This is a genomic window from Qipengyuania sp. JC766, assembly GCF_040717445.1.
Lineage (GTDB): Bacteria > Pseudomonadota > Alphaproteobacteria > Sphingomonadales > Sphingomonadaceae > JC766.
In genome coordinates this window covers 1,522,750-1,536,580 of record NZ_JBFEFL010000001.1, presented here as the reverse complement: position 1 = coordinate 1,536,580, position 13,831 = coordinate 1,522,750, and the positions used below count along the sequence as shown (strand labels likewise).

The window sequence follows — 13,831 nt, the reverse complement described above, 5'->3', positions numbered from 1 at the left end:
CCCCTCGATTACGCTCCGGCTATGGAGGGGGATGGTTAACGAAACGTCAGCGCCGGGTGAGAATGTACCACACCAGCCCGACCGCGACTGCGCCACCGGCAATGTTCGCGGCAAGCTCCGCAGCGTAGACCGCATCCGATCCCCATGCCCCGTGAAGCAGCCAGGCGAAGGGCATCATGACGAGGAACACCCGCGCGAGGCTCTGCAAAAGAGCAAGGTTGGCGCGATCGACCGCGTTGAGAATGCCGTTGCCCACGATCAGCAGGCCGAACCCGGCATATCCCCAGGCAGCGATCTGGAAATAACGGGCGAACTGCGCCTCGACCGCCGGGTCGTCGGTGAAAAACTGCGCGAACCAGTCGCCCGTCCACACAAGAAGTACCGCAAGCAGCAACCCGTATACCAGACAGAACATTCCGGCGCCCTTCGCGGCCTCGCGTGCGCGGTGATATTGTCCCGCTCCCCAGTTCTGGCCGACGATGGCCCCGATCGATCCGGACAGGCCGAGAAGCGGGACGACCCCGAAACTCTGCAGCCGACCGGCGGCCCCGAAGCCCGCCACGGCAGCCTGGCCTTCGATAGCGACGAGCGCGGTCAGCACCGAAAGACCGATGGGATTGATGGAATTGGAAAACGCGGCGGGCACCGCGACCCGCATGATCGCGCCCAGCGGCTCCTTCAGCCTGCAGCGCCTGAGCAGGGAAGGATCGAAGGGTAGCGGCGTCCCGCGCATAAGGACGATGGCCAGCCCGAGGCCGACCAGCCATCCGATGATCGTCGCATAGGCTGCGCCCGCGATGCCGAAGCCTTCGAAGCCGAAAGCGCCGGTAATGAAGATGGGATCGAGTATCCAATTTGCCGCAGCGTAGCTGATGGAAACATAGCTCGTCTTTCGCGCCTCGCCCTGTCCGCGCAGCACGCCGTTGAAGCCCATGATCCCGAGAAGCAGCGGAAAGCCCAGCGCGTAAGGCTGCATATATTGCCGGATGAGCGGCAGCAGGTTCTCCTGCGCGTTCATCAGCCTGAACAGGGGGTCGAGGCAGAGCCACAGGAGAAGGCCGAACGTCACCCCGCAAATAGCGGCGAACGCGATACCGAAATTGGCGCGGCGTGCGGCCATGTCGTCGTCTCCCGCGCCGAGCGCGCGCGCGACGACGGAATTGATCCCGACCATCACGCCCACGCCGAGGCTCGTCAGGGCCACGCTGATCGGGAAGATGAAGGAAATCGCGGCGAGTTCGTCCGACCCGAGCTGCCCGATGAAATAGGCATCGACGAGTCCGATGCTCATGATCGCGGCGACGCCGATGATCATGGGCAGGGTCTGACCGACGAGATGGCCGGCGATGCTCCCGCGGGTCAGCTTGGCCTTCTCGCTCATCGCTGCCGCGCGTAGCGGCGAAGTGTCCCGGGGGGAAGGGAAACGGAGGCAGAAAACCTTGTCCTGCGCGCGGCTGTCATGCGATAACGCCGGCAACGCGAGACAGGAGAGATTGCATGGCCACGCAGCTGAAACCCAAGGAAGACTACAGCGAGCAGGAATGGAAGGCCCGCCAGGACTTGGCCGCCTGCTATCGCATCTTTGACCATCTCGGCTGGTCGGAATCGATCTACAATCACATCAGCGTCGCCGTTCCGGGAGAGGAAGGGGCCTTCCTCATCAATCCGTTCGGCCTGCTGTACGAGGAAGTGACCGCGTCCAATCTCGTCAAGATCGATGTCGAGGGCAACAATATCGGCGGATCGCCTTACCCTGTGAACAAGGCCGGCTTCACGCAGCACGCCCATTTCCACAAGCATCTCGGGTCCCGTGCGAACGCGATCTGCCATGTTCACACGACCGCGACCATGGCGGTCTGCAGTCACAAGGACGGGCTGCTCCCGATCAATTTCTACGCCTGCAACTTCCAGAACCAGATCGGGTATCACGACTTCGAAGGCGTCACGGTCCGTGCCGAAGAGGGCGCCCGGCTGGTCGACAATCTGGGCCGCCATTCGATCCTGATGCTGCGCAATCACGGCCCCGTGGTGATGGACGCCACCATCCACGGCATGTTCCTCAAGATGTGGGCACTCCAGCGGGCGTGCGAGATCCAGGTCGCCACACTCAGCCAGGGTGAGGCGAATATCGTCGAACAGGAGGTGGTGGACGTTCACCAGCGCGACCTGTCGGTCATGCAGGGGCAGGGCGGCGCCGGCCTGTTCGATTTTGAAGCGTGGAAGCGCAAGATCGATCGCATCGACAGCAGCTGGCGCGACTGATGCGCACGGTATCGGCGGGCTGACACCGTGACCAGCCTTACCGTCAACGATCAGCCGCTCCGGTTCGACCTCGATCCGGAGACGCCGCTGCTCTGGGCGCTGCGCGATGCCGCCAACCTTACCGGGACAAAGTACGGTTGCGGGGTCGGCGATTGCCATGCCTGCACGGTCATCGTCGATGGCGTGGCGCTGCGCAGTTGCCTGATCACGCTCGCGGAAGCCGAGGGACGCTTCGTCACCACGATCGAAGGGCTGTCCCGCGACCGGTCCCATCCCGTGCAGCAGGCGCTGGTTGCGGAGCAGGCGATCCAGTGCGGATTCTGCACGCCGGGAATGGTCATGGCCGCCGCCGCCCTGCTCGCACGCAATGCCGATCCGAGCGAGGAAGAGATCAAGTCGTCCGTGCCGAACCTGTGCCGGTGCGGGGTCTATCCGAGGCTCGTACGGGCGATCGAAAGGGCGGGTCGCGTCGAACGGCGACAGGAGACGATCAGCGCGGCGCCTGCCCCGGGCATCAGCGCGGAGGACGCGGCCCGCGTGGTGCCGGCCCTGTCCGAAACGGCCGACGACTGACGCGCGACGATCCAAAGTCCGAAAAATTCAGAGAAGGAACACCGTGAAAGCGACGATCTGGCACAATCCCAAATGCGGGACCTCGCGAAAGACGCTGGAGATACTGAAGGAGCGGCAGGGTATTGACCTGACGGTCGTCGAATACCTCAAGGAACCGCCGTCGCGTGCCAAGCTTTCGCAATTGTTTGCAGATGCGGGCATGTCTCCGCAGGAGGGGTTGCGGCTTCGTGGAACCGATGCGGAGGAGCGCGGACTGCCGGACGCGAGCGACGAGGACGTGCTCGCCGCGATGGAAGCCGATCCGATCCTCATCAATCGCCCGCTGGTCGAGACGGAAAAGGGCGTCCGGCTCTGCCGGCCCCAGGACCTCGTTTTCGAGATACTCTAGTCCACCGGACCTTCGCCGGTCAGTTCCGCATCGGTCTGCAGCGTTCGCCAGCCGAGCGCGAAAACCGCGACGCACAGGAGCCCTATCAGGGTAAAGGCCAGCGTGCTGGACTGGCCGTAGATATAGACGCCGAGCGCCGGCGCGACAATGTACGCGGCCCCGTTCACCGACGCGACCTTCCCGGAAACCTGGCCCTGCTCGCTGCGGCGCACCGCCAGCGACATGCCGGCCGTGAACCCCGGTCGGTACAATCCGAAGCCCAGCGACGCGATGGCGAAGCCCAGCGCTATCGGATGCAGATCCTGCGCAATCGCGATCACCACGGTTCCCGCCAGGGCGAAGGACATGCCCCACAGCGTGGAGGATCTGGGGCCGAGCTTGAACATGGGAATGAGGCCCCACTGGGCCAGCAGGGTCGCGATGGCGCCGGCCATCAGGACCAGTCCGATGGGGCCGGCCCCCGCGTCGGGATCGGCACGCAGGCCGAGACGGTCCAGCACGAGGAAGCCTGCGATCCCCAGGATCATCGCCTGCGCGTGACCGCCGATTAGCCCCGTCAGCAACCAGGGCCGCAAGCGCGTGTCGAACCATCCCAGCTTGGGCGGATCGTCCAGCATCCTGGCCATTTCTGTGGGGTCCGGCTTTGCGGCCTGTTCGTCCTGCTCTCCGTCTTCGCGGTATGACGGGTTGGAGCTGGCACTGAACGGTGCCGCGACGACCCTGCCGCGGGCCGCGTAGCTGGGATCGTCGTTGGGAAGGCGCAGGCGCAAGGCAACAAGTGCCAGCGTCGCGACTGCGGCGAAGATGATGAAGGGGCCGGTCAGGCCCGCGCCGGGGAAAATCAGCAAGGGGGCGAGGGCAGGACCGATGACGGTGCCGAGCCCGAAGCTGGACGCGATCAGCGACAGCGCCTGCGTCCGCTGGGCCCGGGGCGTGCGGCTGGCGACATAGGCCTGCACGGCGGGCGGCGCGGCCGAACCGAATGCCCCGTAAAGCATTCTCGCAGTGGCGAAGAGCAGCAGTGTCGCCACTGCGCCCAGCACGCCGTTCAGGCCCAGCCAGAGGATCGCTCCGCACAGGCCGAAGCTGGAAATGAATCCGATCATGCCGAGCGCCATCATGTTCTTGCGGCCGCGGCGATCGCTGCGGCTGGCCCAGTATGGCGCGGTCGTCACCCAGAGCAGCGCCGACCAGCTGTAAGCTAGGCTGATCCACCAGTCCTCGACATCCAGCGCGGTGCCGATCGACGGCATGACGCTCTGCATGGCGGTATTGCCGGCAGCCGTCGTCAGCATGACCACGAAGAGCAGCGCCATTCTTTCGCGCGAGATCGTCCCGCCTGTTTCGGGTGCCCCGGGGGCTTCGCGGATGGCGTCTGACATGGTTTCAGGCCGCTAGAGGGCGGAGGGACCGCTTGCAATGGTCGATGCTATCTGCAAGGCGCGTGCGCGTTACCATTCCGTGACGGCCGCAATCTGGCAGGATTTTCGTGACCAATTCCAGCAACATGGTGCTTTCCGGCTCACGCGGTTTTCGGCGCAAGACAGCCGATTACCTCGATCAGTGGGGCGTATTCCTGAAGGGCTTCATCGAACACCCGCGAATGGTGGGATCGATCATTCCGTCCTCGCGCTTCACGATCCGCAAAATGCTGGAGCCGGTCGACTGGGATTCGTGCGACCTGTTCGTCGAGTACGGCCCCGGGGTGGGGACGTTCTGCCATCCCGTGCTGGAGCGGATGCGCAGCGACGCGGCCCTGCTCGTGATCGATACCAATCCGCTCTATGTGGACTATCTGAACCGCACGATCCGCGACAGCCGCTTCACCGCAGTTCTCGGATCCGCCGAAGACGTGGAGGCCATCGTGGCCGATCATGGTCACAAGCATGCCGACTACGTGCTGTCGGGCCTGCCGTTCTCCACCCTGCCGGATGGCGTCGGCGCGAATATCGCGGCCGCAACGCATCGCGTCCTTCGCGAAGGTGGCGGATTTCTGGTGTACCAGTTCTCCACCGCGGCGCGCGACTTCATGGCGAAGCACTTCGCCCGGATCGACAGTGGGTTCGAGCTTTGGAACGTGCTGCCCTGCAAGCTCTTCTGGGGCTGGAAGGACGGCCGCTAGGGCCGTCCGCCCCCTTCCGATTTATTCGAAGGTATCTTCCAGTTCGCCGGTCTCGCTCGCTCCGCCGACTTGCCGGTAGACCGCCACCAGCACCACCGAGAACACGGCGAGGAAGACCGCCGTGGTCAGCGCGCTGACGAAGCTGGCCGCGACGATGGCAATCTGTTCGCCCATAAGGCCGAACAGGAGCGCGAACATGCTGAGCACGATAGACGCGATCATGTAGACCAGGCCAAGCAGGAACAGGAACAGCAGGATGCGCGCGCTGTTGCCCTTGGTCAGGCGCCAAGACCGCTTGAGAGCGGCGATGGGATTGGCGGTTCCCTCAATCGCCATTACTGGACCGGTCAGCACGAACTTGATCGAGATGTAGATCATCGCTGCCAGCGCGATCGCACCCAGCAGGACGGCAAGCGCGACGACGCCCGTCACCCCGCCGATCCCGACCGCGACCGTAAACAGGAGCACCAGTCCCACGTTCATGATCAGGCCCGCGATCAGGAACGGGATCATCATCCTGAGGCCGGTCGAGAGAGCTTCGCCCAGGGTCGGGCGGCGGCTCCCGTCGAACAGGGCCATCAGCCCCAGCTGGCCGACATACTGGAACAGGATCAACAGCAGCAGGGCCCACCAGACCTGGCCCATATAGGCGCCCAGTACTTCCATCAGCGCTTCGGGGTCTTGGGCGATGTCCGGATTTTCCATGCCGGGGACGCCCTGCGGGGCCAGTACGCCGAACGCGAAATTGGGCAGGAAGAAGAAAAGCGCGGCAACGATGGCGACCAGCGGCAGGCTCTTGCCGATCATCGCAGTTGTCTGGTCCCAGGCGCGACCCATATCCAGTTTCATTTTTGCAATTCCCCTCTCGGCATTGGGCTCTTGATAACAATGCGGCCACCTTGCAAGCAAGCGCCATGAACCCCCGCCACCTGCCTGACAACCTCGAGATCCGTCGTTCCGGGGCGCCCGTGCCCTATCGGCTGGCGCTGGCCGAGATGGAAGCGCGGGCCGCGGCGATCCGTGCAGGGGAACGGGAAGAACTGTTCTGGGCGCTGGAGCATCCTCCCGTTTACACGGCCGGGACAAGCGCCGATCCGGCGGAGATGCTGGATCCGCGGTTCGAAGTGGTCGAGGCTGGCCGGGGCGGCAGATACACCTATCATGGGCCGGGGCAGCGGATCGGCTACCTGCAGCTGGACCTCGCGGAACGGGGGCGTGACGTCCGCCGGTTCGTCCACGGGCTGGAAGACTGGGTGATCGCGACGCTTGCTGGCTTCGGAGTGGAAGGCCGCTCGATCGAAGATCGGGTCGGTATCTGGACGCAGGGTCCGGACGGGGCCGAGGCGAAGATCGGTGCGATCGGGGTGCGCGTCAGGCGCTGGGTGACGCTGCATGGGTTCTCCGTGAACATCGACCCCGATCTCTCGCATTTCGAGGGCATCGTTCCCTGCGGCATTGCGGAGTACGGCGTCACCAGTCTCGCCCAGCTCGGACTTGCGATTTCCCCCGAGGAGTGGGACGAGGCATTGCTTGCGCGAATGCCTGCGTTCCTGGCCGGATTGTCCGGCCGATCCGGAGAAGATTCCCCATGATCCGTCACATCACGCTGCTGGCCATGTTTCTGGCGATCGCCGGCTGCAACAGCGAGACTTCGGGGCCTGCAGAGAGCGGGGCCGAGAGCGGGAAGGGCGCGGAAGGCGAGGTTCTGGGCGGGACCATCGACGATTCCATGATCCCGCTCGACCAGCTGCGCTCGCAGCCGCCGCTGGAAAAGGCAGCCGCGGCGGACGGCGGGGAGGGAGATACTTCCGGCGATGCGGCCGGGCAGGAGGGTGTGCAGGAAAGTGCGGATGAAGCGTCCGATGACGCTTCGAACGAGCAGCAAGCCGAAACTCCCGCCGAGCCCGAAGGCCCGGCGGAAGAATAGCGCCGCAAAAGGTCAGCCGGCCATGGTCGGGTAGTCGATATATCCGGCGGGACCGGGCAGGTACCAGCTCTGGGGGACGTTGACGTTGTCCGCCCATTCGGCGTCCGCGCGGATGCGGGCGGGCAGGTCGGGGTTGGAGATAAAGGGCCGTCCGAAGGTCACCGCGTCGCAGCGGCCCGCCTCGATGTCGGCACGGGCCTGCGCGGCATCGTAGTCGCTGTTGAGGATCAGCGGCCCGGAATAGATCTGCCGGATCAGCGGGCTCTGCTTCGGGACGTCGGTGCTGCCGAAGGTGCCGTCCGGGCCGGGTTCGCGCAGTTCGAGGAAGGCGAGGCCCAGTTCCTCGACAACCTTTGCGGCGGCGCCGAATGTGGCGGCCGGGTCGCTGTCGTCGCAGCCTTGCGTTTCGCCATTGGGCGAGAGGCGCACGCCGACCCTGTCCGCGCCCCATACGCCGATCAGCCCTTCGAGGACTTCGCGCAGGAAGCGTGTGCGGTTTTCCGGGCTGCCGCCATATTCGTCTTCGCGCAGGTTCGTGCTGTCGCGCAGGAACTGGTCGACCAGATAGCCATTCGCGGCATGCAGCTGCACCCCGTCGAAGCCGGCCCGCTTCGCATTCTCGGCGGCCTTGCGATAATCGTCCACGACCCGCGCGATGTCCGCGACACTCAGCGCGCGCGCTTCCTCGTAATCCTTGCGACCTTCGGGAGTGTGCGCCTGTCCGGGTGCCCTGGTGGCCGAGGCGGAGACGCATTTTTCGCCGCCGAGGAACACCGGGTGCACCAGGCGTCCCATGTGCCACATCTGCAACACGATGGTGCCGCCTTCCTGGTGGACGGCCTCGACGACCGGCTTCCAGCCTTCGACCTGCTCCTCGCTCCAGATGCCGGGTGCGGCCGGCCAGCCCAGTCCTTCGCGGCTGATCCCGGTCGCTTCGGTCAGGATCATGCCGGCAGAGGCGCGCTGACGGTAGTAGGTGACGTTCATCTCGTTTGGCACGAATCCCGGCATGCTGGCGCGGCCGCGGGTGAGCGGCGCCATCATGATGCGGTTCTTCGCCTCAATCGCGCCCATCGTCAGCGGTTCGAAAAGGATATCGGTCATCGGGCAGGTGTCCTTCATCTGTTTATCTATGCAAATGTTGGTCGCGAGCTATGGGCGATGGATGGACAATACAACTGCCCGGCCGGCGCGGCGTGGCCTGCTTATCCTTGCCCTGCTGGCAGGAAATGTTGCGCTCGCGCTCGGGCCCTGGTCCGTCCGTCTCGCGGAGAGCGGGCCGGTCGCGGCCGGTTTCTGGCGGCTGGCACTCGCACTGCCCTTCCTCGCCGGCATCGCCTGGTGGTCGGGCCAGTCGCTCCGAATGCCGCGCCGCACGCTGGGCTGGGTCGCGCTGGGCGCGGTCGCGTTCGGCCTGGACCTCGCCGCGTGGCATATCGGGATCGAGCGGACCCGGCTCGGCAACGCGACCCTGTTCGGCAATGGCGGCAGTGTGGTCCTGCTGTTCTGGGGCTTCATGGTCGGGCGCGTCTTCCCGCGCGGGATAGAAAGCGCCGCGATCGTCATGGCGCTGTCCGGCGCCGCGATCCTGATGGGCCGAAGCCTGGAGATCAGCACCGGCACGCTGGTCGGCGACCTGTTCTGCCTGTTCGCGGGCTTTTGCTACGCGGTCTACCTGCTCACCCTTCAGGACGCCCGCGCCACCGTCGGCAGCTGGAGCCTGCTGACGCTGGTCTGCCTGTTCGCCGCGCCGATCCTGCTGGCGATCGCCTTCCTTCGCGGGGAGCCGGTCTGGCCGGGCGATACGATCGGGGCATGGATGCCGCTGATCGCGCTGTTCGTGCTGAGCCAGCTGATCGGGCAGGGCTTGTTGGTCTACAGCCTGCGGCACTTCCCGCCGCTGGTGATCGGCCTCGCCCTGCTGACGCAACCCGCCATCGCGGCGCTTTACGGCTGGTACGTCTTCGGCGAGGTGCTGGGCCTCGTCGATATCCTGGGCATGGTGCTGCTGGGCGGCGCGCTGGTCGTCGCGCGCGGGCGTGCGCCCTAGCCGGCCATGAGCTTTTCGAACCGGGTATAGCGGTCCTCGACCCATTCGAGGCTGGGCCCCGACAGGTCCTCGCGTGCCTGCCGGACGAGGCTCTGTCCTTCCTTGCGCAGCAGCTCGTTGCGATGCGGATCCTTGATCGAGGTCGAGGCATCGAGGAGCGTGTCGAACATCACCACCGCCGCGTTCGGGCTGGTCGCCACGCCCGACCGGATCGATCCGAACCCGCGTTCCACGTAATGCTCGAAATCGTCGGCCAGCAGGTTGAGGCGTTGTTCCTCGTCCTCGTCGCCGAACCGGCGGCGCAGGTCCCGACGGCCCAGTTCGGCCGTCGCTGCGCCCAGCCAGTGAAGGGTCGAAATGGCCGTGAACGGATCGTTGATGCCCGGGCTGAGGGCGCGCAGGCCGATTTCGACCAGCTCGTCGATCAGAAAATGCAGGTCCTGGCTGGGCGTGCGCATCGATCCCAGCGCGAAGCACTCCCGGATCTCCTCGTCGCGCAGGTCGTCCAGCCCGTCATCGTCTTCCCACAGGGCCAGCGCGACTTTGGGATGGACGAAATCGCCGGTGCGCACGCCCAGCTGCAAATGCCCGCCGGCGGCCCTCGCGATGCGCTGGAGCCGTTCGAAATCGACGACCTGCACATACCCCGTCCCGGCGGCGTTCACTTCCCGTCCGCTGGGGTTTTCCATTTCGACATGCTCTTCGAGCGGGCGGTCGAAATCGGACTTTATGTCGCGCAGCAGCCGCGAGCCGATCCCTTCGAGAACCGAGTTGATCCGGATGGAAGCGGGGACATGGTTGAGGAAGTAGACCAGCACCATCACCGATACGACCATCAGCACGAATGCGACCAGCAGAGAGAGTTGCGGCACGAAGCCGGGCAGCGCGGTGGAGACGGTGTCCTGCAGCGAGGTCTCGCCTTCCACCCGGACCACGCGCAGCACCATGATCGCGTAGACGAAGGTTCCTATGAAGGTCGCGAGGCTGAGCTGGTTGCCCTTGTTCTCCATGAAATTGGTCAGCAGCCGCGGGCCATAATTGCCGCTGGCATAGGCGACCGCCGCGATGGTGATCGAGAAGACGGTGGATGCGACCCCGATCATCGACCCGGCGATGACGGTCAGCATGTTGGACGCCCCTTCCGGACGCGCCGGATAAAGCCAGTCCACATTGCCGAGGGCTTCGGCATAGCCGTTGCGGTCGAGCCAGATGGTGACGACGGACAGCGCGATCGCGCCGAACGAGAACAGGGCCGGGTAGAACCAGTAGCTGGCGTTTATGTCATTCCAGATCTTGCTGAGCTTCGCCATCGAGGGCCAGTTCCGGTTCGTGTTGTCGGAGAGTACGCTCGAATGCGGCGAGGGCCGCTCCGATGTCGTGCCTGTCGCCCTCGAACCCGGATACCGATTGTGCGTGATGGCACAAGTCGCTTGCCAGAATGTGCAGGTATTCCAGCAGTCCCGGGGACGTGCCTTCCTCGATCAGGCGTTCCGCCAGCCTTTCGTAATTGTCGATCATGCGGATGGAGACAGACGGATACTGGGCGGCGGCCTGCCGGAAGGCGTTCATCGGATCCTCGAACAGGCCGGCAAAGTCGCGCCCGGGCAATTCGATGCCGGGATATCGCGCGGACATGACGGCCTTTCCCGGATCGATCCAGGTACCCGCCTGCTGCGCCATGATCGCGGTCAGCCGGTCGGCGCAGGCGAGCGCGGTGTAGAAGTCGTTCACGGCCGGGGAGAGCGCCCTCGCGGCGATTTCGACCAGCAGGCGCACGCGGAACACGACCCCTTGGCTGTCCGACCGATAGCGGCCGAGCGGGATCAGGCGATGGAGGCCTTCCATGCTCTCGATCCGCGCCTCGGCCTTGATCAGGGGTTGCCCGCGCATGATGTGCTGGCCCGGCGCGGCGAGGATGCAGATGCGGCAATCGGTTTCGCCGATCCGGCGCGCGATCTTGTCCACGTCGACGCCCTCGACATAGCCGTCGCGCTCCGCGCGCAGGACATGGCTCCATTCGCCTTCGATGGGCTCGCCCGGCTGCAGGTCGATCTCCCTCTGCGCGGCGGCGGTGAACAGCGCTTCGATCGAACTGTCGATGAACATGGTGCGGCCGAGATCGTGCAGCGACACGCTGAGCATCGCGACATTGACGACCTGCAACGCCATGACGATCGCCAGCAGTCCCAGCGGCACGTCGGATAGCGGCGCTTCCGCGTCGATGGTCAGCATCGCGACGAGGCTGACGATCAGGCTGAAGGCAAGGCCGGCGAGGGACACGCGCACGAGCCGCTTGGTGAGCCACCGGTCGATCAGGCGAACGCCCAGATTGCCGGCCGCGAGGCTGAGCACGATCAGCGTGATCGAGAAATAGAGCGAGATGAACGCGGCATCGACCCCGCTGGCGACGCCGGCAAAGTCCTTGGCGGTGTCCGCCGTGCTGACGGGACTGAGATCGTTCGCCAGGATCCACGCCGTCAGCGCCCACCTGTCGAGCGCGAGCACCAGCAGGGCGAAGGGCACCGCGACCGCGGCGGCGAGTACCGGTAGCGACCAGTAGTTCACCCACAATTTATAGGTAATCCAGCCCGCCAGCCCCTTCAGCGGTGATGCAATCGGCATTAGCAAACCTTTGTTTGGTTTTAAAAATGACAGGTTCGTCGCGGAACCCAACGATGAACCCGACATTAAGTTGCAACCCGGTGTCTCCGGAAGAAGCTCTCATGTCGTAGTGAGGGCGGTTTGCGAAAGACCAGTTCATGATTGCAGGGAACGTCGCCGAGCACCTCGGCAATATCGAAAACATAGTTTCACTCACGCCGGGCCAGTATACGACCGGTTCTCTCATCCTCATGGTCAGTTACGGGGCGCATTTCGCGTTCATCCTGTACTTCCTGACGATGAGCTTCAGCCTTGCCCCGCGGTACCGGATCGTGGCGATCCTTTCGGCGGTGGTGATGGCCTCCGCCGGCCTCAGCCTCCTGCGGGAAGCGACCCTCTGGCAGGACAGCTACGCTTTCCTCGACGGGATGTATCGCCCGCTGGCTGAAGGCGAGACCTTCACCAACGCGTTCCGTTACGGGAACTGGACGATCACCGTCCCGCTCCTGCTGACGCAGCTTCCGATCGCCTTCGCGCTGTCGCGCCCGGACCTCCATCGCCGCGCGATCCGCATGGCGATACCGGCCCTGCTGATGATCTGGACGGGCCTCTACGGCCAGTTCGGCGAAATCGGCAACTGGACGCAGCTGAACGTGTGGGGCGTCATCTCGACGGTGTTCTTCGTCTGGCTCATCGTGGAAGTGCGCGGCACGATCACGGCTGGCATCGCGAACAGCCCGCCGCAGCTGGTGGCCTGGCCCAAGAACATCTGGTGGTACTTCCTGGCGACCTGGGGCCTGTACCCGATCGCCTACGCCCTGCCGCAGCTGGGCTTCACCGGGGATGTCGTGGTCACGCGCCAGCTTCTCTACTCGATCGCCGATATTTCGTCGAAGCTGATCTACGGCGTGATCCTTTCGCGTTACGTCCTGCGCCGTAGTGCGCTGGAAGGCTACGCGCCGGCTGCCGAGGCACTGGAAACCTCGCCTCTCGGGGCAAAGGTCGCTTCGGTCCGCGGGGACTGATTTGGCCTCGCGCTACGGTCCGACACTCGAAGGGTCCCGGTCGCCGACCGGGGCCCTTCTTGTCGGATGCGTCCTGCTGGCCGCGGTCGTGGCGCTGCTGGTCGGAGGGGCTGCGCCCACGGCATTGGGCCTCGCGCTGTTCGTCGCGGGGCTCGCACACGGGGCTGGGGACGAGGGCGGCGGACGCATTCGCCAGTTCACCCTGATCCACGCCGCCGCCTACCTGATCGTCGGGGCCGCGGTGACCTTCCTCTTCCTCGTCGCGCCCTTGGCGGCGCTCGCCATGTTCCTGATCCTCTCCGCCTGGCATTTCGCGCGGGACGGGGCGGGAAGCGAACCGGTCGCCCGCCTGGCGATTGCCCTGCTCGCCGTGGGCGGCAGCGCGGTGTTCCGCCCCGCCGAGACGGCAGCCCTGTTCGACCTCGTTCTGGGGATCGGGACACCGGCGATTTTCATGCGCGCCGTCGCCGCGGCAGGCGTCGCGGGCGTCGGCCTCGGACTGTTCGCGATCGTCCGGGCACGCGACAATCTCGCGCCGATTGCGCTGGCTATCGCAAGCGTCGCCCTGTTCCCGCCGGTGCTGGGCGTGGCGCTGGTCTTCCTCCTGTGCCACGCCCTGCCGGTACAGCGGCGGCAGATCGAAACCTACGGGATGGCCGCCTTCCGCAAGGCCGTCGCCCTGCCGGTCATGCTCGCGAGCGCCGGCGCCATCCTGCTGGCGGCCGCCTGCCTCGCAGGCTTCCTGTCCGTCCCGCTGGCGGCCGCCATCGCCTTCGGATTGGCGACCCCTCACATGCTGACGGAGCGGCTGGATCACTAGAGGAAGCCCGCGCCACCCGACTGTCGGCCTAGGTTCAGGTCGTTCATCCTATAAGCTTGAAGC

At 65.3% G+C, this 13,831-nt stretch carries 15 protein-coding genes; 9 read left to right on the top strand and 6 right to left on the bottom strand.

Annotated elements, in window-relative coordinates:
- Positions 1-46: 46 nt before the first annotated feature.
- On the bottom strand, positions 47-1,381 hold the full coding sequence (locus AB1K63_RS07520) for an MATE family efflux transporter (RefSeq protein WP_366959424.1): 1,335 nt from the start codon (positions 1,379-1,381) through the stop codon (positions 47-49).
- Positions 1,382-1,497: 116 nt separating this feature from the next.
- Between AB1K63_RS07520 and AB1K63_RS07515 the strand changes: the two genes are divergently transcribed.
- The 3 genes from AB1K63_RS07515 to arsC are packed head-to-tail and all read left to right on the top strand — an operon-like array spanning position 1,498 to position 3,223.
- Entirely contained in the window at positions 1,498-2,262 is a 765-nt protein-coding gene (locus tag AB1K63_RS07515) for a class II aldolase/adducin family protein (protein ID WP_366959423.1), read from the top strand.
- Between the two features lie 27 nt (positions 2,263-2,289).
- A complete protein-coding gene (locus tag AB1K63_RS07510; protein WP_366959422.1) occupies positions 2,290-2,835 on the top strand; it encodes a (2Fe-2S)-binding protein in 546 nt (181 codons plus the stop codon).
- Between the two features lie 43 nt (positions 2,836-2,878).
- Positions 2,879-3,223, top strand: a complete 345-nt coding sequence (gene arsC / locus AB1K63_RS07505; protein ID WP_366959420.1) for an arsenate reductase (glutaredoxin) — start codon at positions 2,879-2,881, stop codon at positions 3,221-3,223.
- On the opposite strand, the gene AB1K63_RS07500 is transcribed toward arsC, so the two are convergent.
- Positions 3,220-4,605, bottom strand: a complete 1,386-nt coding sequence (locus tag AB1K63_RS07500; RefSeq protein WP_366959418.1) for an MFS transporter — start codon at positions 4,603-4,605, stop codon at positions 3,220-3,222. The genes arsC and AB1K63_RS07500 overlap by 4 nt on opposite strands.
- A 125-nt stretch (positions 4,606-4,730) precedes the next feature.
- On the opposite strand from AB1K63_RS07500, the gene AB1K63_RS07495 reads away from it, so the two are divergent.
- Positions 4,731-5,345 (top strand): methyltransferase, encoded by a 615-nt coding sequence (locus AB1K63_RS07495; RefSeq protein WP_366960665.1) that lies wholly within the window; start codon positions 4,731-4,733, stop codon positions 5,343-5,345.
- Between the two features lie 21 nt (positions 5,346-5,366).
- Here AB1K63_RS07495 and AB1K63_RS07490 read toward each other — a convergent pair whose 3' ends face one another.
- The gene (locus AB1K63_RS07490; RefSeq protein ID WP_366959417.1) at positions 5,367-6,194 is read right to left on the bottom strand and encodes a glycerophosphoryl diester phosphodiesterase membrane domain-containing protein; all 828 of its coding nucleotides are present in this window, start codon (positions 6,192-6,194) and stop codon (positions 5,367-5,369) included.
- Positions 6,195-6,259: 65 nt separating this feature from the next.
- Between AB1K63_RS07490 and lipB the strand changes: the two genes are divergently transcribed.
- Together lipB and AB1K63_RS07480 are read left to right on the top strand one after the other, a co-directional pair.
- Positions 6,260-6,937 carry a lipoyl(octanoyl) transferase LipB gene (gene lipB, locus AB1K63_RS07485; RefSeq protein WP_366959416.1) on the top strand — a complete coding sequence of 226 codons (678 nt, stop codon included), beginning with the start codon at positions 6,260-6,262 and terminating at the stop codon, positions 6,935-6,937.
- Complete coding sequence (locus AB1K63_RS07480) at positions 6,934-7,272, top strand: hypothetical protein (RefSeq protein WP_366959415.1); 339 nt, start codon at positions 6,934-6,936, stop codon at positions 7,270-7,272. Before lipB ends, AB1K63_RS07480 begins: the two co-directional genes overlap by 4 nt.
- Positions 7,273-7,284: 12 nt before the next feature.
- On the opposite strand, the gene AB1K63_RS07475 is transcribed toward AB1K63_RS07480, so the two are convergent.
- Entirely contained in the window at positions 7,285-8,376 is a 1,092-nt protein-coding gene (locus AB1K63_RS07475; RefSeq protein ID WP_366959414.1) for an alkene reductase, read from the bottom strand.
- Positions 8,377-8,437: 61 nt separating this feature from the next.
- Here AB1K63_RS07475 and AB1K63_RS07470 point away from each other — a divergent pair, with 61 nt between their 5' ends.
- Positions 8,438-9,322, top strand: a complete 885-nt coding sequence (locus AB1K63_RS07470; protein WP_366959413.1) for a DMT family transporter — start codon at positions 8,438-8,440, stop codon at positions 9,320-9,322.
- Here the strand turns inward: AB1K63_RS07470 and AB1K63_RS07465 are convergent.
- Entirely contained in the window at positions 9,319-10,632 is a 1,314-nt protein-coding gene (locus tag AB1K63_RS07465; protein ID WP_366959412.1) for a DUF2254 domain-containing protein, read from the bottom strand. The two genes, AB1K63_RS07470 and AB1K63_RS07465, sit on opposite strands and share 4 nt — an antisense overlap.
- Positions 10,604-11,944, bottom strand: a complete 1,341-nt coding sequence (locus AB1K63_RS07460) for a DUF2254 family protein (RefSeq protein ID WP_366959411.1) — start codon at positions 11,942-11,944, stop codon at positions 10,604-10,606. The genes AB1K63_RS07465 and AB1K63_RS07460 overlap by 29 nt, the downstream gene beginning before the upstream one ends.
- A 137-nt stretch (positions 11,945-12,081) precedes the next feature.
- On the opposite strand from AB1K63_RS07460, the gene AB1K63_RS07455 reads away from it, so the two are divergent.
- Together AB1K63_RS07455 and AB1K63_RS07450 are read left to right on the top strand one after the other, a co-directional pair.
- Positions 12,082-12,948: a bacteriorhodopsin gene (locus AB1K63_RS07455; RefSeq protein WP_366959410.1), complete on the top strand. Its 867-nt coding sequence runs from the start codon at positions 12,082-12,084 to the stop codon at positions 12,946-12,948.
- A 1-nt stretch (position 12,949) separates the two neighbouring features.
- Positions 12,950-13,768, top strand: coding sequence for a Brp/Blh family beta-carotene 15,15'-dioxygenase (locus AB1K63_RS07450; RefSeq protein ID WP_366959409.1), 819 nt, complete (start codon positions 12,950-12,952; stop codon positions 13,766-13,768).
- The last annotated feature ends 63 nt before the right edge of the window (positions 13,769-13,831 follow it).